Here is a 22,224-nt window from a genome sequence, read left to right as displayed (position 1 = left end):
GCAGCATCTTGACCCGCTTACTTGAGCTTGGCGAGCTTGCCCTTGAGCGCAACGCCCGCCACGAATGCGCCAGCATGGCATTCGTAGTTCTTGCTGTCACGCATCTCCTTGCGCTTGTAGTAACTGCTGATATCCACGACAGCATTGGCCCCGGCTTTCTTGGCCTCATCTTGTAAGGCGATCAACGCAGACTTCAGAACCCAGGAGCACGCCTCATCGTCTGATTTGTTAAAGGCGTTGGTTTTTTTATTGGTAACGACCTCGTGCAACGTGCTGGCTTTGCCTGGCACTTTCTCACCGGCCAGGTAGAACTTGACGCTGCCATCAAGGCGACCTTCTTCAGTTGCATCGACCACAATGGTGTGGAAGTCGCGGAACAAGGTGGTGTCGCGTGCCTGGCTCAGGCTGGGAATAGCGGCCAGTACCGCCAGGGCAAAACTCCAGTGTTTAAGCTGCATTGTTATTTCCTTGTTGGTTGTGTTCAGCCTTATCGATGGCTGTTATCTGTTGTGCTGCGAAATGCTCGTCTAACCCCAGTGTTTGAAAATCAACGAGGTATTAACCCCGCCAAAGGCGAAATTGTTATTCATCACGTGATCGCTGTGCATCTGCCGAAAATCCCCACGCAGATAGTCCAGCGCGCCACAACGTGGGTCAACATGCTCTAAGTTGAGAGTTGGCACGTATTGATCGCGATTCATCATCTCGATACTGAACCAGGACTCTAATGCGCCGCAGGCCCCCAAGGTATGACCGAAAAAGCTCTTCTGCGAGCTGATTGGCATTTGTTCACCGAATAGACTGCTGGTGGCCAGGGTTTCAGCAATATCGCCTTGTTCGGTGGCGGTGCCGTGACCATTCACATAACCAATTGCCTGAGGCTGTAGCCCCGCATCATCCAAGGCAAGTTGCATGGCTTGGCGCATGGTCGCCTGTTCAGGCTTGGTAATGTGCAGGCCATCTGCGTTGCAGCCAAAGCCGACAATCTCGGCATGAATCCGGGCGCCGCGGGCGAGGGCGTGTTCAAGCTCTTCAAGGACCAATATCCCGGCGCCTTCACCAATGACCAAACCGTCGCGATTCGTGTCATAGGGGCGTGGCGAAAGCTGTGGCGTATCGTTTTGCAGGCTGGTGGCGTAGAGCGCATCAAAGACCATGGCCTCGGTCGGGCACAGCTCTTCGGCACCACCGGCCAGCATCATTGGCAGGCGCCCGAACTTGATCGCCTCATAGGCGTAGCCAATGCCCTGGCTGCCGCTGGTGCAGGCGCTTGAGGTCGGGATCAGCCGGCCTTTGAGACCGAAGAAAATGCTGATATTGGCCGCCGTGGTATGCGGCATCATGCGAATGTAGGAGTTGGCGTTGAGGCCGTCGGCGACCGAGTTGAGCAGCATGTTACCGAAGGCCTTGATCTCTTCCGTGCTGCCGGTTGATGAGCCGCAGGCTACGCCCATGCGCCCATCCTGTATGCTCGGGTCGCCCAGTAAACCGGCGTCATCAAGTGCGCGTTCCGCAGCATATACCGCCAGTTTCGAGACCCGGCCCATGCTGCGTACTTGCTTGCGCGTCCAGTGTTTGGGCACGCTGAAATTATCAATAGGCCCGCCCAAACGCGTATTCAGCTCGCTGTAACGGTCCCATTCATCCATGCGCCGAATGCCGCTGCGATTGGCGCGAAAGTTGGCTTCGATGCTGTTCCAGTCATCGCCCAAGGAGGTGACGCCAGCCATGCCTGTAACGACGACGCGTTTGAACGGACTCATCAGCACAGGCCTCCGTTGACGGCAAGGACCTGACGGGTGATGTAGGCGGCTTCATCAGACATCAGAAAGTTCACTGCGCCTGCGACTTCCTCGGGCGTGCCGAGGCGTTGCGCCGGAATCATCTTGAGCAATTCATCCACCGGTACATGCTCATCAAGCATGTCGGTATCAATCAGGCCCGGGGCTACGCAGTTGACTGTGATCTTGCGTTTGCCAAGCTCAATGGCGAGGGCTTTGGCTGCACCAATCACCCCGGCTTTGGAGGCGCTGTAGTTGACCTGGCCACGGTTGCCGATGAGCCCGGAAACCGAGGTGATGCAGACAATTCGCCCAGGCTTGCGGCGGCGAATCATGGGCATGGTCAGCGGCTGCAGGACGTTATAAAAACCATCCAGGTTGGTGCGCAACACCTGGTCCCAATCGTCTTCGCTCAGCGCCGGAAAGGCGCCGTCTCGGGTAAGCCCGGCATTGCATACCACGCCGTAATAAGCGCCATGCTGTTCGATGTCGGCTTCCAACTGCTCGCGGCAGGCGGCACGGTCGGCAACATCAAACTGGATGATCCGCGCGCTTTGCCCCAGCGCGATAATCTCGGCTTGCACTGCTTGTGCCTCTTCACGTCGGGTCCGGCAATGCAAAACCAGATCATGCCCTGCGCGGGCCAGACGCAGGGCAATGGCACGGCCAATACCGCGACTGGAGCCGGTTACCAATATAGGGTCAGACATGCTGTGTGGCCTCGCAGGATTCTTGTAAAAACTGGGTTGCATCAGGTGGCTGGAAGACATTGAGTCGCGCGGTTGCGTGAATGCCGGGCCCGTTCAGGTGGCATTCGAAAACCGCCATGCCATTGTCATCTTGCAGTGAGCGCAGCGCCTTGATGTGCAGTTCTGCGCCCAACGGGAAGGCTTCGACATTGCACTCGAATTTGCGTGTGCCCAGTAAAAAACCCAAGGCTACGGGTTTATCCGCTTCGCGTGCGTGACAACCGGCAAATGCGGCAATGCTTTGTGCCATGAGTTCCACGCCCAACCAGGCGGGCAAGCTGCCGTCTGCCTGGTTGAATAATCCACCGGCCTTCACCTTTACGCGGGTTTCGACTTCATCGACGTCATAACGTACGACCTCATCAAGCAAAACCATATCGCCAGAATGAGGGACCAACTCGGCCATTGGAAACAGGCTCATGGCACGACTCCTAATATGAGACTGACGTTGCTGCCACCGAAGGCAAATGAGTTACTCATTGCATAGCGCGGAGCCGTATTGAACTGGCTGCCGGGGGCGGCAAGTTTGAGCGGCGGGAGCAGCGGGTCAGGCTCTGCATCCCAAATGTGCGGCGGTACCTGTTTATTCGGGTTGTGCTGGCTCAAGGTCAGCCAGCAGAAAGCCGCCTCCAGTGCTCCTGCTGCGCCGAGTGTATGACCGCTGAGCGCTTTGCTTGATGAGCAGCTGACACCTTCAGGAAACACGGCCTGGACTGCGATTGATTCCATGGCATCGTTATGCTGCGTCGCGGTGCCGTGCAGGTTTAGATAATCGATGTCGCAAGCTTCAAGTTTGGCTGCGTTGAGGGCTATGCGCATGGCCTGTTGCGCCCCGCGGCCGTTCGGTTCAGGCGCGGAAATATGATGGGCATCCGAGGTGGCGCCACCACCGAGCAGCGCGATAGTTTTCGCCCCTTCGCCATTGGTGTGCCGGGACATCAGAAACAATGCCGCGCCTTCACCGATATTGATGCCTTGGCGGTTGCGCGAGAAGGGTTGGCAGCGTTCTGCACTCACGGCTTCCAGTGCAGCAAAGCCATTCAAGGTCAGCCCGCAAAGGCTGTCGGCGCCACCGCATAGCACCAGGTCACAAACATCTTGTTCCAGCAAACGATGGGCGCTAAGCAGTGCCCGGGCGCTTGAGGTGCAGGCTGTCGAAATGCTGTAGGCCGGCCCACTGAGGCCGAGCCAATCGCTAAGAAAGGTGGCAGGTGCAGAGATTTCTTGTTGGGCGTAGGCGTAGTCGGCAGGCAAGACGCCTTGGACGCTGTGTAAGCCTATAGCCTGCGTCGCCTCGTCAATTCCCGAGGTGCTGGTGCCGATCACCACCGCCACTCGGTGGCTGCCAAATTGCTCGATTGCCTGGCGGATTTGCGGTTCGATTTGCAATGCAGCGGCCAGCAATAGTTGGTTGTTGCGACTCTGGGATGTCTCCATGCCGGTTGGCATGGGCGGCAGCGGGCTGTTTACGGCGCCAAGGGTCAGTTCTCGCCCCGTGCCCCAGCCGTCTTGCTTGCGCATCCCCGAAGTATCGCCATTGAAAAGTGCCTGGGCGACTGTCTGGGTATTGGCGCCGAGTGCGCAAATGACCCCTAGGTTATTCAGGTAACTGGGCATTAGGGTGTCTCGTGCGAGGCGATTGGAGTGACGTGATAACGCGTCTGGTCGCCTGCTTCAAGGGTGAAATCAAGGGCTGTGCTGTAGTCGATCCGCCAGTCCGGGCTCAGCTCCCGTTGTGTGTCGCCGGTAACTGTCCAACTGTTTGCAGGATAGTTGTCAGCAAGGCTTTCGGGTGTGCTCAAGGCAAATAACAAGGCGGCGAACAGTTCACGGGCAGCGGGGTTGGGTGGTAACAAACCTTCGGCTTGCCAGCGACCTGCGACCAGTTGTTGACGTGCCAGAGGCGTGCCCATTGGATCGAATAACGACCAGCGCAATGCACGGCCTTGCGCCTGGATGACCAGCAGCCAGGTTTGCCTGTCAGCCTCGGTTTGGCGCTGGATCTGCAGGGTCAGCGGTAACTGGCTTTGCAGTTGTGGTGTGGTTGGTGGCACGGGTGTGCGCGCGGCGCAAGCACCTAGCAGCAAGCAGATACCAATGAGCAGGCCACGGATCATCAAGGATTTACCTGCATGGGTTTGCGCGCCACGACATTGACCAGGGTTTCATCGCGCTGGCCAAAGGGTTTGGGTTTACGCAGGCGCAAGCGCTCCAGAAGGCCGAAGTCTTTAGCGCGACTCCACCACAGATAGGGGTATGAAACCTGTTCGGAGGAAAACTCGAAACCTTGTTGGTGCAGCATGTCCAGGTACTGTTCTGCGGTTTTTTGTACATGCATGGGATGGCGGAATAACCAGCGGATTACCCAGGTATCAATATAGAAACGGGTTGACTCGGCAAACAGCAACAGCCCGCCTGGCTTGAGCACGCGGTAGAACTCGGCCAGGGCTTTTTTTTGTTCAACCAGGTGATGGAAGGTCTGGTGACAAAACAGGATGTCGACGCTGGCATCCGCCAAGCGTATTGCCGCGCAGTCGCTGCTGATCAGTTGCACATCAATACCGGCGTCGCGGGCTTCGGTTTGCGAGCACTGCAAACTCTGTGGATCAGCGTCTAGCCCCATCAACTTGCTCGGGGTGAATGCCTGCTGCAAGAGCCTGAATGACTTGCCTTGGCCGCAACCTGCATCCAGTACGACAGGCGCTGTTGGCAGGCTTGAGCCCGCCAGGGACTTCAGGTCATTAATCGCGACACGCAGTACATGATGTTGCCAGACATGGCTTTGCAGAAACCAGAAACCAAATCCGGTTTCCTCAACGTACGTATTGGCAGCAGGATTCATAAGGGTGCGTGTCCAGTTGGAGAACATAGTTGAGCCAGTACGCTCAGGCGCCGCTTGGGCTCGGCCACATAGGGGTTGCTTTGATCCCAGGCATAGCCTGCAAGGATTGAGCTGATCATGCGGCGAATGTGTGGCGCGGCATTCTCAAAGAAGATCACATCTTGAAAAGTGCCGTTATACCAGCCTTCGACATAGGCACGAAAAGTGTCCACGCCACACTTCAATGGTTCGGCAAACTGGCTTTGCCAATCAACCTGCTGACCGCTCAACTGACGATGCAGGACGTCGGCAGCCATGCTTGCAGAACGCATGGCTATGGTGACGCCTGAAGAAAATACCGGATCGAGAAATTCTGCTGCGTTACCCAGCAAGGCATAGCCGGGGCCGTGCAGGCGCTTGACGTTTGCCGAGTAGCCGCCGAGCGTACTGACCGGTGTGTCCCAGATGGCATTGGCCAAAACAGTGCTCAGCGAGGGCGCCTGATTTATCAGCTCACGCAGACAGCTATTCGGGTCATCACTCAAGCCTTCGAAGCGCTTGGCATCAGCGACGACGCCAACCGAACTGCGGCCATTGCTGAAGGGAATGGTCCAGTACCAAACATCCCGCAGTTGTGGATGAGTGGTGATAAGGATGCGTTCACGGTTGAATGCCGGGCTGTCGATACGGTCTTCGATATGGCTGAACAATGCTTTGCGCACAGGGAAGTTCGAAGGCAGCTCAAGTTCAAGCAACGTTGGCAGCACGCGGCCGTAACCGCTGGCATCGAGCACAAAGCTGCAATTGATTGAATATTCTTCGCCATCCTTTAAACGCTTGACGCGCAATTGCGGATGGCTTGCCTCGAAGTCGGCCGCCACGACTTGTTCTTCATAGCGAATCTCGACACCTTGGCGTTCAGCTTCATCAGCGAGAATCTTGTCAAACTTGGCCCGCTCGACTTGAAAGGTCGAGCCCTTGCCGACGGTAAAACCGTCGCGAAAATCAATCTCTGTGTAGCGCTCACCCCAGGCAAATGCAGCGCCGTGCTTAATCTGGAAGCCGGCGCTCTGGATTGCTTCGAGCATGCCTGCCTCTTCGATAAAGTCGAGGCAGTGTGAAAGCAGGCTTTCGCCAATCGAGAAGCGTGGGAATCGCTGGCGCTCGAGCACTAATACATCGTGGCCCTTGCGTTTAAGCAGCGCGCTGGCGATCGCACCTGCCGGGCCTGCGCCAATCACCACGACTGTGCGATTTTCGCGTTCAACAAACTTCATGATGCTATCCCTGCATGATTGTTTTTAGTGGGCTTTGGACTTGCCCAGGGCGAGAAGATAAAACTCAGGAGCAAGCCCAGGCTGACCGTCAGGCCAAAGTTGGCAATGGCTGGTGTGCTGCTGAACATCAGCAGGCCGAAAGACAACCAGCTGGTGAGCGCCGAAAGCAAGGTGCCAATCAGGCTTACCGCTGCGCCGCCGACGGATTCGCGCATGAGGATCGCGTAATCGATACCGATGGCGGTGATCAGCAGCAGGCCAAACGCACTGAACAAGGTCAATGGCTGGCCCAGCCAACCCAGGCAGGCGAGCGCTGTAAGCGCAGCAAGTAGTGGCAAGCTGACCACGCGCAGTGCGCCGCTCAGGCCAAATGGAATGCACAGCAGCAGGACAATGGCGGCGCAGGAGATCAGTTTCAGGGTGGCTGCGCTGATTTGAGTCTGGGCGAACAGTTGATTCAGCTCGCCCAGGCGATCGATCAATTCAACCCCTTCAAGACCTTCTGCTGCGTCTTGCAGGCGTGCCGTGCTGGTCTGCCCGTCGAGGCTGACCAAGCCGCTTACCCCTTGCGCATTGGCGCCCATCCATAATGGCCGCCACGGCTCAGCCAAAGTCTCTGCAAGCACCACATCAAGTGTTTGGGCAGGTTGTTGCACTAAGGAATCAAGCTCGGTGCTGAGTGCTGATTGTGGGATGCCGGCATCGAGCAGGGGTTGCCAGTGCTGTTTCAAGGCAATAAGCGCATCATCCAGCTGCTTGCGCTGTGCATCAGGCAGGACCAGTTGGTTGAGTGAGCGGTAACCACGCAGCTCTTTGCTGGCGACAAGTTTGTCGAGGCGTTCGCTGAGTGCCGCCTGGCGTTGCAGCAACTGTTGTTGGTCAGTCCCGTGAACCAGATAAAACTGGCTGGTGGGTTGCTGCCCGGTCAGATCGGCAATGCGCTGCGCCTGCGCTGCAAGTTCCGGTGATTTACCCAGCCACTGGCGCAAGTCGTTTTGCGCGTGCAGTTGTAATATGCCGCCAAGACAGAACAGCCCCAAACCGATCATTAGCGGCCAGCGTGCACGGCCCGTCACCTGCGAGCGCCAGGCCAGCAGCCGAGAAGCAAGATCAAGCAGCACCGGAGCCGGTTGCAGGCGCATCCCTTTAAACAAGGCTGGCAGCAGGCAAATGGCGCACAAGTAGGCGCCGATCAGGCCTGCTGCGGAGAAGACTGCAATTTGGGTCAGGGCATGGAAGGGGGTAAACGCCAGCGCGATATAACCAAGCAGGTTGGTCGCGAGGCTCAAGCTCAAGCCGGGCAGGGTCGCGCGCATTGACGACCAGCTTTGCCAGTCTGGCCGCGCCCAGCATTTGCTCAAGTAATGCTGCGGGTAATCAATGGCCACGCCAATCAGGCTGGCGCCGAGAATGAGGGTCAAGGCATTGATCTGGCCAAACACTATGACGCAGGCCGCACTGCCCGCCAACAGCGCTACGGCCACCGGCAGCAGACTCAACAGCACGCGTGCCCGGCGATAGGCGAAATACAACAGTGCGATCAGGGCGATAACTGCGCTGCCGCCAAGCAGGCTGATTTCACGGCTGGCCTGGGATTGCCCGGCATTGGCATAGAGCACACCGCCACTTGCGAGTAACTGGCCGCCCGCGATCTGGGCAAGCTGGCGAGCTTCTGTTACTTGCGCCGCCACCAAGGCAGGTGCTTGCAGGTCAAATGCATTGCCATGGCTCTGCGCGCGCAGCAGCACCCAATTCATATCCTTGTCAGCGATCAATAGCGCGCCGCTGCCAAGGTCAGCCTGTACATTGCTATGCGGGTTCAAGGTTGCTTGCGCCCGCGCCGCCAAGCCTAGCCAATCCTGCTCCACGGGCACCAGCGCGTTACCGGCGAAGGTATCGAAAAGTTCAGTTAGCCTGCGTTGAATGAATGCCTGTGGCTGATTGATCAGCAGCTGTTTGTCGGCAGCTGGAAGCAACGCCAGGCGTTCATCAAGGAGCTGCCGGCGCAGGCTCGGCACATCGCTTTGCAGGCTCCACTGCACCTTGGCGAAGGTGTCGCTGGCGCTCATCTGCTGCCCAATCTTCTCGGCCAATTGGATGGCTTGCGCACGTTTGGGATGGCCGACGAGGAGCAGCAACTCGCGATTGAGCGGCGCCTGCATGCGTTGCTCTGCCGCCTGAACCTGTGCGCCAGCCTGACTTTGCGGCAGCAAGGTAAGCAGGCTCGCGGTCACGGGCGGGCCGTTGCGCCATTGCCAGGCGACGAGGCAGACGAGCGCCAGCAGTAACACGCTGAACAGGCGCGGCAGGCTGCGTTCAGTCTGCAAAGTCGTCTCGCTCGGACGGGGTCAGCGTGGCTGCGACCTGGCTGTTCGGCAGTTGCAAAAGCGTGCGATCACCTTGGGTTTCGAACAGCTCGATGCGCTGCACCAATTCGCCGCCCTGGATTTCAATGCGGCTGAAAATCTGCTTGAGCAGCATTGCGCGCGGCGTCAGGGTCAGGGTCCAGTCATGATCGCGACCTTGCAGTTGCAGCTCAAAATCGGCTTCAAGGCCTGAGCTGTTGCCGCGCAATAACGCCAGAAACAGCCGGCTCTGTTGCGCTGCTGCATTGTTACCGGGTTGTGCCTGCCAGCCCGCGCCGGTGCGTTTGGCGATGCCTTCAGGGGTGATTCGATAATCCTGCGCAATCGGGCTCTGTAGCTGCCAGAGCAGGCCTTTGTCCGCTGCGAGGACAAACTGGCCACGGCTGGTCAGGGGCTGGGCCATTGCTCGCAGGTGTTTTTCTTGAATGAATGGGCCGCGCACAACGCTGTTTTTAGCCAGTTGCTGGCTGAGTTCGTTCAGGTCGAAAGCGCAGGCAATAGGAGCCATCAACAAACAGCAGAGGGCAAGCGCCATACGCCGGACTGAACCGCTCATGCCAGTGCCCGCTCAACCGCTTGAACAAATACGGGCGGCGATGCCAGTTGCATTTCACGGCTGGCAATCTCAACGGCCACCTGCACGCTGCTGGCGCGGGTCATGCGCTCTCCGGTTGCGGCGTCGCTGATCAGGTAGTGGATTTTCAAGCGGTTTTCCCACTCGACCAGATCAGCACGGACAATGAGTTTCTGGCCGAACGCGGCGCCACGGATGTAGCGTAATTGCAGGTCAATGATTGGCCAGGCAAACCCGGCATCACGCATCTGCGAGTAGTTGTGGCCGATTTTGTCGAGCAGGGCGCAGCGCGCGATTTCGAGGTATTTGACGTAATGGCCATGCCAGACCACTTCCATCATGTCGACATCGAAGAATGGCACGACGATTTCACTTTCAACCTGCAATACACCATTACTGCGCATAGAGCCTCCAGTGTTGATTGCGAATACGCTGCAAGCACAGCCTTAGCTCGCCTTCCAGGGCGCGGTCTTGTATGACTGGCGGGAAGTCCTGTGCCAGTTGCTCGCACATCTCCAGCAGCGGTTGTGGCAGTTGCCGCGGGCTGGTTTGCAGGCGTAGCCAGACGCCCTGATTGGCCGCCAGCAAGGTGGCGGCAGCAACCTGCTCGGTCAGTTCGAGACTGCGCAAGGCATCGCGCGCGGCGATGGTGCCCATGCTGACTTTGTCTTGGTTGTGGCACTCGGTTGAGCGTGAAAAGACACTGGCGGGCATGGTGTTTTTCAAGGCTTCTGCCGTCCAGGCGCTGGCGCCGATCTGCACGGCTTTGAAACCATGGTTGATCATTGCGCTGCTGGCAGGTGCGCCGGACAGATTACTTGGCAGGCCATGGTTGTAGCGAACATCGACCAGCAGGGCGAGCTGGCGATCGAGCAAATCGGCAACATTGCCCACCAGGTTTTTCAGGCTGTCCATGGCAAAGGCGATATGCCCGCCGTAGAAATGCCCGCCGTGCATGACACGTTCGGTCTCTGCGTCGATTAGCGGGTTGTCATTGGCACTGTTGAGTTCAGTTTCGATAAATTGACGCAGCAGGCCCAGGCTGTCGGCCATCACTCCCAGTACATGCGGGGCGCAGCGCAGCGAGTAGCGATCCTGCAGGCGGTGCAGCGCTGCTGTCGGCCCGGTAATCGCCAGGTCTTCGCGCAGCCAGGCGGCGACCTGTATTTGCCCCGGATGCGGCTTGGCGGCAAACAGCCGTTGGTCGAAGTGTTCCGGGTTGCCTTCCAGCGCAACCACGTTGAGTGCAGTGATACGGGTGGCCAGTTGCAGTAAATAATCGGCGCGGGAATAGGCCAGGCACGCCAGCGCGGTCATGACCGCCGTGCCATTCATCAACGCCAGTGCCTCTTTCGGGCGCAAGGTCAGCGGCGTCCAGCCGAGTTCTTCATGCACCTCGCGGGCACTGCGTCGTTGGCCTTGGTAGAGCACATCGCGCTCACCGCTGAGGGTCGCGGCCACATAAGACAGAGGCGTCAGGTCGCCGCTGGCGCCTACCGAGCCTTCTTCAGGTATCAACGGCAGGATGTCGTGTTCGAGAAATGCCTGCAGACGCTCGAGCAATTCGATGCGCACCCCGGAAACCCCAAAACACAGTGATTGCAGGCGCGCCGCCAGCACTGCGCGGGTGGCGTCCGGGTCGAGTAGTTTGCCCAGGCCGCAGCCATGAAATGTATAAAGGTGGCGTGGCAGGGCTTCGACCTGATGCAGCGGCACGGCTACCACACAGGAGTCACCATAGCCTGTGGTGACGCCGTAAATCACACCTTCCTTATCCAGCAGCGTGTCGAGGAATCGCGCACCTTTGGCGATTTTTTCCCGGTAGTCGGCATCATGCTGCAAGTGCGCCTTGGCGCGTTGCTGCGACAGCGCGACAACGTTCTCGATCGTCAGGTGCGTTTCGCCGAAAATGACCGGCTCAGGCTGATGTGTTGTCATCTGTATTCCAAAACGGATAGAAGTTGAACCACTGCTCGGGTGCATCCAGACAGCGCTGACCCAGGCGGTCGGCAAAGCGTTGCGTCCACTCGCGGATGACCAGCTCGCGGTTGCTACGTTTCCACTCTACGCTGGCGGCGAACGGCTCAAGCAAGATCTGGTACTGGCCGGCGATTTTTACGCAACTGATGAAGTTGACCGGGCATTTCAATAGCCCGGCCAGTAACCAAGGGCCTTGCGGGAAGGCGGCCGGTTTACCGAGAAAGTCGACGCTGACATGCCGTCCGCCGTGCAACGGGACGCGGTCCCCCGCTATGGCCAGCCATTCACCTTGTTCAAGGCGCTCAGCTAATTGCAGCATTACCGCAGGACTCAGCTCGCTGACCTGAATCAGGCGCATATTGCGGGCACCGGCCTCGCCAAGGAGTGTGTTGAACTGTTCGGCGTGCTTGGTGTGCACCAATACGTTCATGCTGACCTTGTCACCCAACTCGGCCAGGGCGCGACAGACCTCAAGGTTGCCCAAGTGCGCGCCGACCAGCATTTGTCCGCGCTTGCCGTGCATTTGCTGGCGCAGTTGATGGCGGTCGATCAGCTCGATGTCGCTGGCTTTTAACTGGCCACGCCAGATGTCCAGCTTGTCGAGCAAGGCCTCAGCAAATGCCATGAACTGCGCAAACACCGAGCGTTGCGTCGGCGCGGCGGTTTTACCGCTCCAGTGCATCAGGTTGCGTTGATACTCGGCAATGCTGCGCCGAGCCTTGGCGCCGAAACAAAAGAAGTACAGCACGATCAGGTAGAGCAGGGGGCTGATCAGGCGGCGACCGAGAATACGCGTTGCCGATACGGTGAACTTCATCAGCAGCAGGCTGCCACGCTCTTGCTGTTTCGCCCAGTGCCGAGGCTTGTTTGTCTGGCTCATTGGCGCAACCTGCGCCAGATAATCAGCGGCGCCCGCAACAACATGGCAAAGAACAGCTTGGCGTGCATTTTCGAGATCAGCAGGTTGTCGTGGACCAGGCGAAAATGCGAAACACCGTCCAATGGATATTGCACGCGGGTCGGTAGCCATTGCATGGGTTGGTTCTGCCACGCCAGACGCACAAGGATTTCCGAGTCAAAATCCATGCGCTTGCCCAGCTTTACCCGGTTGATCAGCTCCAGGGTACTGGCCAGTGGGTAAACCCTGAAGCCGCACATGGAGTCGCGTATCTGCAGCGACAAACTGTTTATCCACACCCAGACATGGGTCAGGTAGCGTGCATATAAGCGGCTTTTGGGGACGCTCGCGTCATACACCGGATAGCCACAAACCAGCGCTTGCGGATGCAGGCGCGAGCAGGCGAGAAACGCATCAAGGTCATCCAGATTATGCTGGCCGTCGGCATCGACTTGCAGGGCATGGGTGAAGCCGAGCAGCTGAGCTTCGCGTAGCCCGGCCATTACCGCACCGCCTTTGCCCTGGTTCTGCAGCAGGTGCACCGCATAACAATCAGCCTGTGTGGCAAGTGCTTCGATCACGGCTGTACAGGCGGGGCTGGAAGCGTCATTGACCAGGATGCAGGGCAGTTTGGCCTTGTGCAACGCGGCGACCACGTGCACCAAGGCCCGCTCGTGATTGAACACCGGGATCACTGCGCAGGGGTTATGCATGATCAACCAATAAGATGCGTCCGGATGAACAGGCTGCATTGTTCTGAGTGAATGCGAAATATAACTTGCCGCGATTCGTGTCGAAACGCAGCGATAGCTCAATAGCATCGCCGGGGCGCATGAGTTGTTGAAACTTGAGAACTTCCATTCCGGCAAATCGTGGGGGGAGCGTCTTGAGCAACTGACGGGACAGGCCCATCACCCAGTCGATTTGCACCACCCCGGGGACCACCGGCGTGTTTGCGAAGTGGCCGCTGAAGTGAGCAAGGTCAACCGGCACGCGAAGCGTCAGCAGGAATTCGTTATTGTTTTCAGTGATGGTTTCAGGTGTTATCTGTGTGGTTCGGGGCGCGGCCAGAAGCTGTTCGATCTGCGACTGCGCCAGCTTGCCCTGGCTGTTATAGGGCAGCTCGGCAGCCAGTCGCCAGCGCCGGGGCAGGGCGATGGGTTCAACATGCTCGCCGAGATGGTTGCGCAGGGCTTGGGTGACGACACGTCGGCCGCGATTGCGCAGTGCATGAAGGCCGGCCGGGCTGAGCGCAATCAGCGCGCCAAGAAATGCCCTGCCTTGCTGTAAGACGCCGACGCGGGCGTCGCTGACCCAGGCATGGCTGCTCAGTACGTGCTCAAGCATGGGCAGCGATACGCGCTTTTCCTCCAGCTTGATAATGCGGTCGAGCCGGGCACGGAGCAAAAACCGGCCATCGGTTTCAATCTGCACGGCATCGGCGGTTTCCTCGCGCTGGCCAGCAGGCAGGTACGGCGAAGTCAGTGTCAGTGCGCCTTGCGCGGTGACGCCAACCTCTACGCCGGCAAAGGGTTGCCAGTGTTCGCTGGCTTGGCGCCAGGCGATGCCGCCGGTTTCCGAGCTGCCGTAAATCTCGATGGGCAGTTGTTTCAGGCGTGAATCCAGGCTCTGCGCTGCTGCATTGGGCAATACACCGCCCGATGAGAACACTGCGCGCACATGGCTCAAGGCTGGCCAGTCGAGGTTATCGCTCATGCGCTTGAGCAGCGCTGGGCTAGCGACCCAGATAAAGTCTTGGTGCGCGAGGCTGGCACGCTGCATGTCTTCACTGAAGGGCTGGGCACGGCGCAGAAAAGTGCGTCCAGCGCAGAGTGGCCATAACACCCGGAAAAGCAGCCCATAGATGTGCTGTGCCGAGACACTGGCGACCACTACAGCCGGACCTATTGCGTCACCCCAAAGTTGTTCCAGAGCGCTGACCTCGGTGGCCAGTTGCCTGAGGCTTTTTTCAATCAGCTTTGGTTCGCCACTTGAGCCGGATGTGCACAGCACCAGGCGGCAGGCATCACTGTCCAGATGGATCGCTGTGGCTGGATTGGCGTCGGTGATGTCAGGCAGGGCGTCGAGCCAGATATCAACCTGCTCTGACAACCTTGAGCGGGTGTGCGGTTGTGCGTCGGCGGCGAGAAAAATCGTCACGCCTGCCTGCCAGGCGGCAAACAGGGCAATTGCCAGCTCGGCGGCGTCGTCAAGATGAACGGCAATGCGTTGAATCCGCCGGGCATTGAAGTGGCCCGCCAACGATAGTACTCGCTGACAAAACTGTTGATGGTTCAGCGCTGGATCGAGGGTGACGCTGCGCTGGGCCTGCGGTTCGAGTAACAAGGCCTCGGGGGAAATCCATCTCATGCGAATTTTCTAACTCGTTGGCGAACCAGCCATTCAACAGCGAATAGCAGCCCCATCAATAAATAGGCAATCAAGCCGTTGTACAGCGTCCACCACGCCAGCGGTGCCCACAAGGTCAGTGCTGTTGCGATCAGGCCGTTACACAGGAAAAAAACCGTCCAAACCTGAGTAACTTTGCGGGTATAGCGCACGGCTATGTCGGGCAGCTGGGGTTCACGCAGGCGTGCAAGGCGCTCCACCAGCGGTGGACCAAACTTGAGGCTCAAGCCGAATAGACAGAGCAATATGGCGCTCAACAACACGGGGTACCAGCGCAGTAAAGCAGGCTCACCGGCAATACCTAACAAGGTACAGAACAGCAGCGCAGCAAGTGCCATCCAGCGGTTGCCAGGACGCTTTTCACCCAGCAACAGCCGGGCGAGCCACAGGCTGCCGAGTAGCGCTGCAAAAGCGCGCGGTGATAAATGCTCAATGCCGTAGTACACGGCAAAGGGGTATGCCAGTCCGGCCAGTAGCAAGATCAGGCCTAGCAGGCGGTTCATGCGGGTTCTGGGTTAACCAGCTTGAACACGGCTTCGACCACATCGCCTACTGTGCGCACCGATTTGAATTCATCAGCAGCGATTTTCTTGCCGGTCTTGCGCTTGATGTGATCAATCAGATCGACTGCATCAATGCTGTCGATTTCCAGGTCCTGATAAAGGTTGGCATCAAGGTTGATATCCGCTGCGTCCAGCTCGAACAATTCGACGAGGGCATCGCGCAGGGTGTTAAATATTTCATCACGATTTTGCATGCTAATAACGCTCTCAAACGGCCTGACGTGCAGATACAAAAGCCGCCAGGTTGGCAACGTTGGCGAAGTGCTCACGGGTGTTCTTGTCTTCCGCATCAATCTTGATACCGAAGCGCTTTTGTATAGCCAGCCCCAATTCAAGCGCATCTACCGAGTCGAGCCCCAGGCCATCACCGAAGAGCGGTTGTTCGGCTTTGATGTCTTCTGCGGCAATGTCTTCAAGCCCCAGTGATTCAATGATCAGGTTCTTGATTTCGAGCTGTAATTCGCTCATCTGTTGCGAGCTCCTTAATAAAATAGTGGTGAAGGTAATCATTGAGCTTGCGTGAAGCTATCGGCGCTGCGCCCGATGCCTTGAATGGTTCTAGGTCGATATTCGCGCCAACACGCAGCTGGAAGTGGAAACGCCGTGCCGGAATGCTGTACCAGGGCTCGGCCTTGGTCAGTGTGGTGGGCGACACGCTGATGGTCACCGGCGTGATGTGTTGTGCTCCACGGATAGCGATGGCCGCGGCTCCGCGATGAAAGTTGGGTGGCTCGCCCGGGGGGGTTCGTGTGCCCTCAGGGAACACAATTAAGCACTGTCCACCGCGTAGCGCCGCAGCGGCTTCATCAAGCATTTCCATGCTACCGCTGTTGCTGATGTAGTCAGCCGCCCGGATCGGACCGCGCATACATGGGTTGTTCCACAGGCTTTGCTTGACCACGCAGTTGGCATCGCGAATCAAGGATATCAGCACAACTACATCAATCAGTGATGGGTGGTTGGCGATGATCATTTGTCCTGGCTTACCCAGGTGCTCTGCACCTTCTATGCTGTAAGTCAGAACGCCACTGCGGTACATCAACTGCACAAACCAGTGAAAGCTCAGGCTGATGGTTTTGCGTGCTCTTGCCCGGTGCGCATTGGCATCACCGGGCAAGAGTGCCAACAGCGGGAAGACCAAGACACGCAGCAATATCCCGCCGATTCCGAACAGGATAAAACACAAGGCCGTGGCTACAAGCCGCCAAACATAGGGCGGACTGTATGGGCTTAGCTTGGCTTGCGTGACCAGGTCCATTGCCGTCGGCTCCAGTAGTGAGTAAGGCTCTGGCCACTGCAAAGCGCCCCGAGCAAACTTAAGGCGTGTGGCCATTGGCTAATTGGGCCATTTCCAGCTTGCAGTTGTAACTGCCAGTCGTCGCCAGGCGTGAGTAGAAGCCCAACGGCATAAGCAAAGGGGACATCATCGATAAAAGGCGTGTAGATGCTTGGCGGGGACTCTTCGGCAATGACTACCAATACTGCAGGTGCGCCTTCGTTTAGCAATAAGCTGGCTTCCTGCACTGCATGTTCAAGGCTGTCTCTGGACGCGGCGAGGGCGGTCATTTCACTGGTGTCGCCGCGCAATATCGACCATTGACCAATAATGGCGTTATGCACCGATAAACTAAACTGCGTGGGCGACAGCGGCTCATCTTGCGCAAGGTCGTTAAGCAGGGCCAAGGTACGTGGCGTTTCGCCATGGCGCGAGGCAAAGATCAGCGGCAAGCTCGGGTAGGGCTCGGCTAATGGCCATGCGACATTAAAGACCATGCGGGCCAGGCGACTCAGGCGTCTGCGCTGCATCGGGGCAATAAAGCTGACATCGGGTTGTTGCCGTTCGTCAGACACAGGCACAGGTGACTGACACCAGTCACGCCACTGTTGCGCACTTTCCAGGGTCGGTGCCCAGGCACGCCATTGCTGTATCTTGAAATGCATCACGGAAGGAAATACCTGGCCTTTGGGACATCTTTGCCAGCACAACTTATCGCGGGCAAAAACCAATTATTGTCAGGGCTTCTGTAGCAAGGTTAGAAGCCTAATCTGGCAAAGTAGTGGCATTATCTAGATGGCTGGGGGCTTGCGCAAACGTTGGGGTAGTTATTTTTGTAGGATTAGTCCGAAGTGCTAGGTTACACCAGCCTTGTCATGTACTTTCGCTAATGTTCACGATTATTCAGGGATTGGGAGCAATTAACATGCGGCGTGTGGTCTTTAACCAGAAGGGCGGTGTTGGTAAATCCAGTATTGCCTGCAACTTGGCAGCTGTGAGTGCTTCGCAAGGCTATCGGACACTGCTGATTGACCTTGATTCGCAAGCCAACTCAACCCATTACCTCACCGGATTGACTGGCGATGAGATTCCATTGGGTATCTCCGAGTTCTTCAATCAAACATTGTCGGGAGGGCCTTTCGCCAAGAAGGGCAAAGTCGATATCTATGAAACCCCGTTCGACAACCTGCATGTAATCACTGCCACGGCCGAGCTTGCAGACCTGCAGCCCAAGCTTGAAGCCAAACACAAGATCAACAAGCTGCGAAAGCTGCTCGAAGACTTGTCTGAAGATTATGAGCGGATCTACCTCGACACCCCGCCCGCTTTAAATTTCTATACAGTTTCAGCGCTTATCGCGGCAGATCGAGTGCTTATTCCGTTTGATTGCGACAGTTTTTCCCGTAATGCCCTCTATGGCTTATTGCAGGAGATTGAAGAACTGAAGGAAGATCACAACGAGGGTCTTGAAGTCGAAGGCATTGTGGTCAATCAGTTCCAGCCGCGTGCGACCTTGCCCCAGCAATTGCTTGATGAGTTGATTGCCGAGGGACTGCCCGTGCTACCTATTAACCTGATGAGTTCGGTGAAAATGCGCGAGTCGCACCAAGCCTGTATGCCACTCATCTATTTGGAGCCTCGGCATAAACTGACTCAGCAGTTTGTTGAGTTGCACGACTTGCTTAATAACGCTGATTAGGTTTGTCGGGCAAACAAAAAGCGCCTGCGAGGCGCTTTTTTTATGGCTAGAAAATGCCTAGCGCACGACAAAAATATCGCAGGGCGCCTTGTGCAGAAAATGCTGGGCAAGGCTGCCCAGCAGCGCTTGTGATAATGCACTTCGGCCATGGCTGCCGAGCACCATCAACTCCGCACGACGGCTATTGAGCTGCTCCTGCAGCGCTCTCAAGATACTGCCTTGCTGCACCGAATGACTGAGTTTCGGGCCGTTTGACTGCAGCTTGAGCGCTTCATCTTCCATTAACTGGTCGATCAATGCGCTCTGGGTCTGTAGTTGCAGTTCGATTTGTTTAGCGTTGCCTTTATCGGGTTCGAATACATGCAAGGCGTGCAGTTCGGCTGAGCTGGGCAGCAGTTCATAGGCTTTGCTAAGGGCGCAGCAAGCACAGACTGAAAAATCGATGGCGGCCAGTGAGCGTTTGTAGGGTTTCACATCATTGCGCGCAACAATCAGCATTGGAACGTTGCTGCGCCGGGCGATACGGTCGAGGCTGGTGCCGGAAAAATAGTCATGGCGCGAGTGGTGTGCGCCGAGAACCAGTAGGTCGCAGCCAAGTTCGTTGATTTGTTGCAAGACGATTTCCGATGGCTTGCCGCTGAGAATACGCAGCGTCGCCGTTTTCGGTGCCAGTGTACTCAGGCTGTGATCCAGGGCACGCTTGGCCGCTTCGTGTTGCTGCTTGCTTTGTGCGGGGTCAAGGACGTGCAGGACGGTCAGCTTGGCATTGTGTTGCGTAGCGAGTTGAGCGGCTCGGCTCAAAGCGAGATCGGCGGTTTCCCTTAAATCGTGGGCAATAAGAATATGTGCAGTCATTAAAGAACTCTCCGGTCGACACGCTTTATTATTACCCATCAATTAGCTGGTCTTTTGACCTATAGCAAGGTCATGTGTCAGTGCATTCGTAACTGGTAATGACCACAACTTTCAGCGACCACTTCCCCACTTGAATCCTTAAGCTGAAGTTCCAGTTTGTACTCGGCTTTTCCCAGACGTTGGGCTTCATCTTGCAGTTGTTGTATTTCAGTTGCGCTTAAATTCGCCTCAACAGTGATATCACCTTTGGCCGGGCGTCGAAAGCGCAGGTTCATCTCTTTTACGATCGGGTAGAAGCGCTTTACATCAAAGCTCGTGAGAAATAGCGCGCCTCCAGGAATTTCTGCGAGGGTGAACAGCGCGCCTGCGTACATGCTGCCGATGTGATTTTCATTACCAGCCATAGGCATGCGTAGCCTGACAAAGCCAGGCTCAAGGGCTTCAGCTTTGAGGCCGCTGCGCTTTACAAAAGCAATTTGTTCTTCCGTCAGTTGGCGAGCTATCTCGAACGGCAATGACATGGCTAGGCCTCATCGGAGTTATGCCACTTAGCCTAAACCCTGGATCTCAGCTTGCAATTGACCGTATCTGTCGTTGGGCTTGACCACAGTGCTCAACTCACCTGGAGCCGAGGAGTGCGCAGTGGTTGTGGGGCTAGTTGCTTTTAAGCCACGCCAGCAACTGGGGTAACGGCAACGCTCCGCTCTGGCGAGCCACCTCTTTACCTTGGCGAAACAGGATCAAGCTCGGAATGGAGCGGATACCCAGTTGCCCCGCGAGTTGCTGATGGGCCTCACTGTCGAGTTTGCCCAAGCGGTATTGCCCTTGCAGTTGTACGGCTGCCTGGTTGAATGTGGGGGCAAATGCCTGGCACGGGCCGCACCAGCTGGCCCACACGTCGACGAGCAATGGCAGGTCGCCTTTGGTCTGGCTGGTAAAGTTGGCCTGGGTCAGTTCAATTGGCGTGGGGTTAAGCAAGGCTTGCTTGCAGCGGCCACAGCTTGGTTTGTCAGCCAGGCGCTGGCTTGGGATGCGATTCAGTGCATTGCAGCTGGGGCAGGGAATAAGCAATGGTTCGGACATGATCAACTCCAGGGCTATTGCTGCTATCTGCGGTCACCCTTGGGCCTTTTCAAGGTAGCGGTGATTAGACCGGAACCAATGGCCAGAACAGCGGGATGACCAGGGTCGCCACCACCCAGAGTAATAGATTGAGCGGAATACCGACTTTCATGAAATCGGTAAAGCGATAGCCGCCAGCGTTATACACAAAGGTGTTGGTCTGGTAGCCAATTGGCGTGGCAAAGCTGGCACTGGCGGCAAACATAACCGCGACCACAAAGGCTCGTGGATCGACACCAAGATGTTGCGCCAAGCCAATTGCGATAGGCGTCACCAATACGGCTACGGCATTATTTGAAAGCATCTCGGTCAGTATTGAGGTGAACAGATACAACATTGAAAGCATCATTAGCGGTCCAGCCCATGGCAGCCAGCCCATCATGTTCTCAACCAGAATCTTGACCAGCCCGACTTTGTCCATGGCGATGCTGATGGCCAGCATGCCGAAAATCAGGCTGAGAATTTTCCAGTCGACCGCTTTGTAAGCGTCCTCAACGTCCAGGCAACGTGTCGCCAGCACAGTGACTGCACCGATGATGGCCAGCCCTTCAATCGGCATCACACCAAAGGCAGCCAGAATCATCACCGCAAATGTTGCAATGATTGCGATCGGGGCTTTGTCGCGGCGGAATGCGCGTTCTTGCACGGCGTTAAGGCTGATCAGCTCGCCGTTGTCAGCGAAGCGCTTGATCTGTGCAGGGGTGCCCTCAACCAGCATCACATCGCCAAACTGTAGTTCGAAGTCGTCTAGGTTGCCTTGTACATTTTCATCCTGACGATGCACGGCAAGCACGGCGATACCGTAACGCGCGGTCAAGTCGAGGTCGCGCATTGGGCGGTGGCTGTAGCGTGAGTTTCGACCGACTATGGCTTCGGCGAGTATCACATCGTGGCTGCTGATGGTTTCAAAGGCGTCGGTGCGATTGAACGACAAATGACCGCTCTCGCGCAGTTCGACCACATTTTTGACCTGGCCATGGAGTACCAGGCGGTCGCCGGTGGCGAGCAGGGTGTCGTGCGCCGGCTCGGTGAACTCTTGGTCGGCGCGAAACAGCTTGAGCACTTGCAGGCCGCTGCCGCCATTGAGATTGGCTTCACTAAGGGTTTTGCCGATCACTGGCGAGTCATGGGGCACCAGCAGTTCGGTCATGAAGGTGCGGTCGAGGTCTGGGCGCAACTGTCGCGAAAGGGTATCGCGATTGGGTAGCAGGTGGCGGCCAACCAATAGCAAATAAGCCATGCCCGCCGTCGCCAGAATCAGGCCGGCGCCGGTGATCTCGAAGATGCCAAAGGGGGCCAGCCCGGCTTTACGGGCAACGCCGTCAACCAGGATATTGGTTGAGGTACCAATCATGGTCAGCGTGCCGCCAAGAATGGTCGCGTATGACAGTGGAATCAGCAGCTTGGAGGGCATGGTTCCAGCACGGCGCGCCAGTGATATGGCGACAGGCGTCAGAATCGCAACGACTGGCGTGTTGTTCAGGCAGGCTGAGATAACCAGTGCGGTGATCGTCAAGCCGGCCAGGACGCGAACCGGATTGGTGCCAACCAGGTTGCCGAGCCAATTGCCCAGAGCGTCGATGCATCCGGTGCGTTCAAGTGCTGCCGAGAGCACGAACATGCAGGCAATAGTCACAGGCGCTGAGTTGGAGAGCACGCTGAGTACTTCTGCCGGGCTCAGCAGTTGTGTGACCAATAGCGCGGCCACTGCAATCGCGGCAACGATATCCGGGCTCCACTTTTCCCTGATGAAGGCAACCAGCACCCATATAAGCAGTGCGCCAACAAATAACAGTGGTAGTGAGTCCCCGAACATGGGCGTCCTTAAGCGTTGAATCTCGTGTGAGGCATCAA

Annotated in this window: 25 protein-coding genes; 1 reads left to right on the top strand and 24 read right to left on the bottom strand. The window is 57.1% G+C overall.

Annotation, left to right across the window (positions count from 1 at the left end; genetic code table 11):
* Nucleotides 1-17: 17 nt before the first annotated feature.
* The 20 genes from AACY26_RS17760 to AACY26_RS17665 form a co-directional block, all read right to left on the bottom strand.
* On the bottom strand, nt 18-458 hold the full coding sequence (locus AACY26_RS17760) for an excinuclease (RefSeq protein ID WP_339515942.1): 441 nt from the start codon (nt 456-458) through the stop codon (nt 18-20).
* Nucleotides 459-527: 69 nt separating this feature from the next.
* Nucleotides 528-1,763, bottom strand: a complete 1,236-nt coding sequence (locus AACY26_RS17755; protein ID WP_339515941.1) for a beta-ketoacyl-ACP synthase — start codon at nt 1,761-1,763, stop codon at nt 528-530.
* Entirely contained in the window at nt 1,763-2,491 is a 729-nt protein-coding gene (gene fabG / locus AACY26_RS17750) for a 3-oxoacyl-ACP reductase FabG (RefSeq protein WP_339515940.1), read from the bottom strand. Before fabG ends, AACY26_RS17755 begins: the two co-directional genes overlap by 1 nt.
* Nucleotides 2,484-2,951: a hotdog family protein gene (locus tag AACY26_RS17745; protein WP_339515939.1), complete on the bottom strand. Its 468-nt coding sequence runs from the start codon at nt 2,949-2,951 to the stop codon at nt 2,484-2,486. The genes fabG and AACY26_RS17745 overlap by 8 nt, the downstream gene beginning before the upstream one ends.
* Nucleotides 2,948-4,147, bottom strand: coding sequence for a beta-ketoacyl-[acyl-carrier-protein] synthase family protein (locus AACY26_RS17740; RefSeq protein ID WP_339515938.1), 1,200 nt, complete (start codon nt 4,145-4,147; stop codon nt 2,948-2,950). The genes AACY26_RS17745 and AACY26_RS17740 overlap by 4 nt, the downstream gene beginning before the upstream one ends.
* A complete protein-coding gene (locus tag AACY26_RS17735) occupies nt 4,147-4,647 on the bottom strand; it encodes a DUF3261 domain-containing protein (RefSeq protein WP_339515937.1) in 501 nt (166 codons plus the stop codon). Before AACY26_RS17735 ends, AACY26_RS17740 begins: the two co-directional genes overlap by 1 nt.
* Nucleotides 4,647-5,372, bottom strand: a complete 726-nt coding sequence (locus tag AACY26_RS17730; RefSeq protein ID WP_339515936.1) for a class I SAM-dependent methyltransferase — start codon at nt 5,370-5,372, stop codon at nt 4,647-4,649. The genes AACY26_RS17735 and AACY26_RS17730 overlap by 1 nt, the downstream gene beginning before the upstream one ends.
* Nucleotides 5,369-6,628 carry an NAD(P)/FAD-dependent oxidoreductase gene (locus AACY26_RS17725; protein ID WP_339515935.1) on the bottom strand — a complete coding sequence of 420 codons (1,260 nt, stop codon included), beginning with the start codon at nt 6,626-6,628 and terminating at the stop codon, nt 5,369-5,371. The genes AACY26_RS17730 and AACY26_RS17725 overlap by 4 nt, the downstream gene beginning before the upstream one ends.
* Nucleotides 6,625-8,955, bottom strand: coding sequence for an MMPL family transporter (locus AACY26_RS17720; RefSeq protein ID WP_339515934.1), 2,331 nt, complete (start codon nt 8,953-8,955; stop codon nt 6,625-6,627). Before AACY26_RS17720 ends, AACY26_RS17725 begins: the two co-directional genes overlap by 4 nt.
* Nucleotides 8,945-9,550, bottom strand: coding sequence for an outer membrane lipoprotein carrier protein LolA (locus tag AACY26_RS17715; protein ID WP_339515933.1), 606 nt, complete (start codon nt 9,548-9,550; stop codon nt 8,945-8,947). Before AACY26_RS17715 ends, AACY26_RS17720 begins: the two co-directional genes overlap by 11 nt.
* Nucleotides 9,547-9,972, bottom strand: a complete 426-nt coding sequence (locus AACY26_RS17710) for an acyl-CoA thioesterase (RefSeq protein WP_339515932.1) — start codon at nt 9,970-9,972, stop codon at nt 9,547-9,549. Before AACY26_RS17710 ends, AACY26_RS17715 begins: the two co-directional genes overlap by 4 nt.
* Nucleotides 9,962-11,506, bottom strand: coding sequence for an HAL/PAL/TAL family ammonia-lyase (locus tag AACY26_RS17705; protein WP_339515930.1), 1,545 nt, complete (start codon nt 11,504-11,506; stop codon nt 9,962-9,964). The genes AACY26_RS17710 and AACY26_RS17705 overlap by 11 nt, the downstream gene beginning before the upstream one ends.
* Entirely contained in the window at nt 11,487-12,428 is a 942-nt protein-coding gene (locus AACY26_RS17700; protein WP_339515928.1) for an LpxL/LpxP family acyltransferase, read from the bottom strand. The genes AACY26_RS17705 and AACY26_RS17700 overlap by 20 nt, the downstream gene beginning before the upstream one ends.
* Nucleotides 12,425-13,159 carry a glycosyltransferase family 2 protein gene (locus tag AACY26_RS17695; RefSeq protein WP_339515926.1) on the bottom strand — a complete coding sequence of 245 codons (735 nt, stop codon included), beginning with the start codon at nt 13,157-13,159 and terminating at the stop codon, nt 12,425-12,427. The genes AACY26_RS17700 and AACY26_RS17695 overlap by 4 nt, the downstream gene beginning before the upstream one ends.
* On the bottom strand, nt 13,152-14,816 hold the full coding sequence (locus tag AACY26_RS17690; RefSeq protein ID WP_339515924.1) for an AMP-binding protein: 1,665 nt from the start codon (nt 14,814-14,816) through the stop codon (nt 13,152-13,154). Before AACY26_RS17690 ends, AACY26_RS17695 begins: the two co-directional genes overlap by 8 nt.
* Complete coding sequence (locus AACY26_RS17685) at nt 14,813-15,358, bottom strand: hypothetical protein (RefSeq protein ID WP_339515923.1); 546 nt, start codon at nt 15,356-15,358, stop codon at nt 14,813-14,815. Before AACY26_RS17685 ends, AACY26_RS17690 begins: the two co-directional genes overlap by 4 nt.
* Nucleotides 15,355-15,612: an acyl carrier protein gene (locus AACY26_RS17680; protein WP_339515921.1), complete on the bottom strand. Its 258-nt coding sequence runs from the start codon at nt 15,610-15,612 to the stop codon at nt 15,355-15,357. Before AACY26_RS17680 ends, AACY26_RS17685 begins: the two co-directional genes overlap by 4 nt.
* Nucleotides 15,613-15,625: 13 nt before the next feature.
* Nucleotides 15,626-15,886, bottom strand: a complete 261-nt coding sequence (locus AACY26_RS17675; RefSeq protein WP_339515920.1) for a phosphopantetheine-binding protein — start codon at nt 15,884-15,886, stop codon at nt 15,626-15,628.
* Complete coding sequence (locus tag AACY26_RS17670; protein WP_339515919.1) at nt 15,846-16,676, bottom strand: lysophospholipid acyltransferase family protein; 831 nt, start codon at nt 16,674-16,676, stop codon at nt 15,846-15,848. The genes AACY26_RS17675 and AACY26_RS17670 overlap by 41 nt, the downstream gene beginning before the upstream one ends.
* A complete protein-coding gene (locus AACY26_RS17665) occupies nt 16,649-17,359 on the bottom strand; it encodes a beta-ketoacyl synthase chain length factor (protein WP_445261323.1) in 711 nt (236 codons plus the stop codon). Before AACY26_RS17665 ends, AACY26_RS17670 begins: the two co-directional genes overlap by 28 nt.
* A 260-nt stretch (nt 17,360-17,619) precedes the next feature.
* On the opposite strand from AACY26_RS17665, the gene AACY26_RS17660 reads away from it, so the two are divergent.
* A complete protein-coding gene (locus AACY26_RS17660) occupies nt 17,620-18,393 on the top strand; it encodes a ParA family protein (RefSeq protein WP_339515917.1) in 774 nt (257 codons plus the stop codon).
* 57 nt (nt 18,394-18,450) lie between these two features.
* Here the strand turns inward: AACY26_RS17660 and AACY26_RS17655 are convergent, their stop codons facing one another.
* The 4 genes from AACY26_RS17655 to AACY26_RS17640 all read right to left on the bottom strand — a co-directional run bounded on the left by AACY26_RS17655 (nt 18,451) and on the right by AACY26_RS17640 (nt 22,186).
* On the bottom strand, nt 18,451-19,248 hold the full coding sequence (locus AACY26_RS17655) for a universal stress protein (RefSeq protein ID WP_339515915.1): 798 nt from the start codon (nt 19,246-19,248) through the stop codon (nt 18,451-18,453).
* A 77-nt stretch (nt 19,249-19,325) separates the two neighbouring features.
* Nucleotides 19,326-19,769: a YiiD C-terminal domain-containing protein gene (locus AACY26_RS17650; protein ID WP_339515913.1), complete on the bottom strand. Its 444-nt coding sequence runs from the start codon at nt 19,767-19,769 to the stop codon at nt 19,326-19,328.
* A 133-nt stretch (nt 19,770-19,902) separates the two neighbouring features.
* Nucleotides 19,903-20,331, bottom strand: coding sequence for a thioredoxin TrxC (gene trxC, locus AACY26_RS17645; protein WP_339515912.1), 429 nt, complete (start codon nt 20,329-20,331; stop codon nt 19,903-19,905).
* A 64-nt stretch (nt 20,332-20,395) separates the two neighbouring features.
* Nucleotides 20,396-22,186, bottom strand: a complete 1,791-nt coding sequence (locus tag AACY26_RS17640; protein ID WP_339515911.1) for an SLC13 family permease — start codon at nt 22,184-22,186, stop codon at nt 20,396-20,398.
* Between the last annotated feature and the right edge of the window lie 38 nt (nt 22,187-22,224).

The sequence above is a fragment of the Pseudomonas sp. RL_15y_Pfl2_60 genome (assembly GCF_963970595.1).
In the GTDB taxonomy this organism is placed as follows: domain Bacteria; phylum Pseudomonadota; class Gammaproteobacteria; order Pseudomonadales; family Pseudomonadaceae; genus Aquipseudomonas.
The sequence above is the reverse complement of the archived record's forward strand: the minus strand, read 5'-3'. Positions and strand labels throughout refer to the sequence as shown.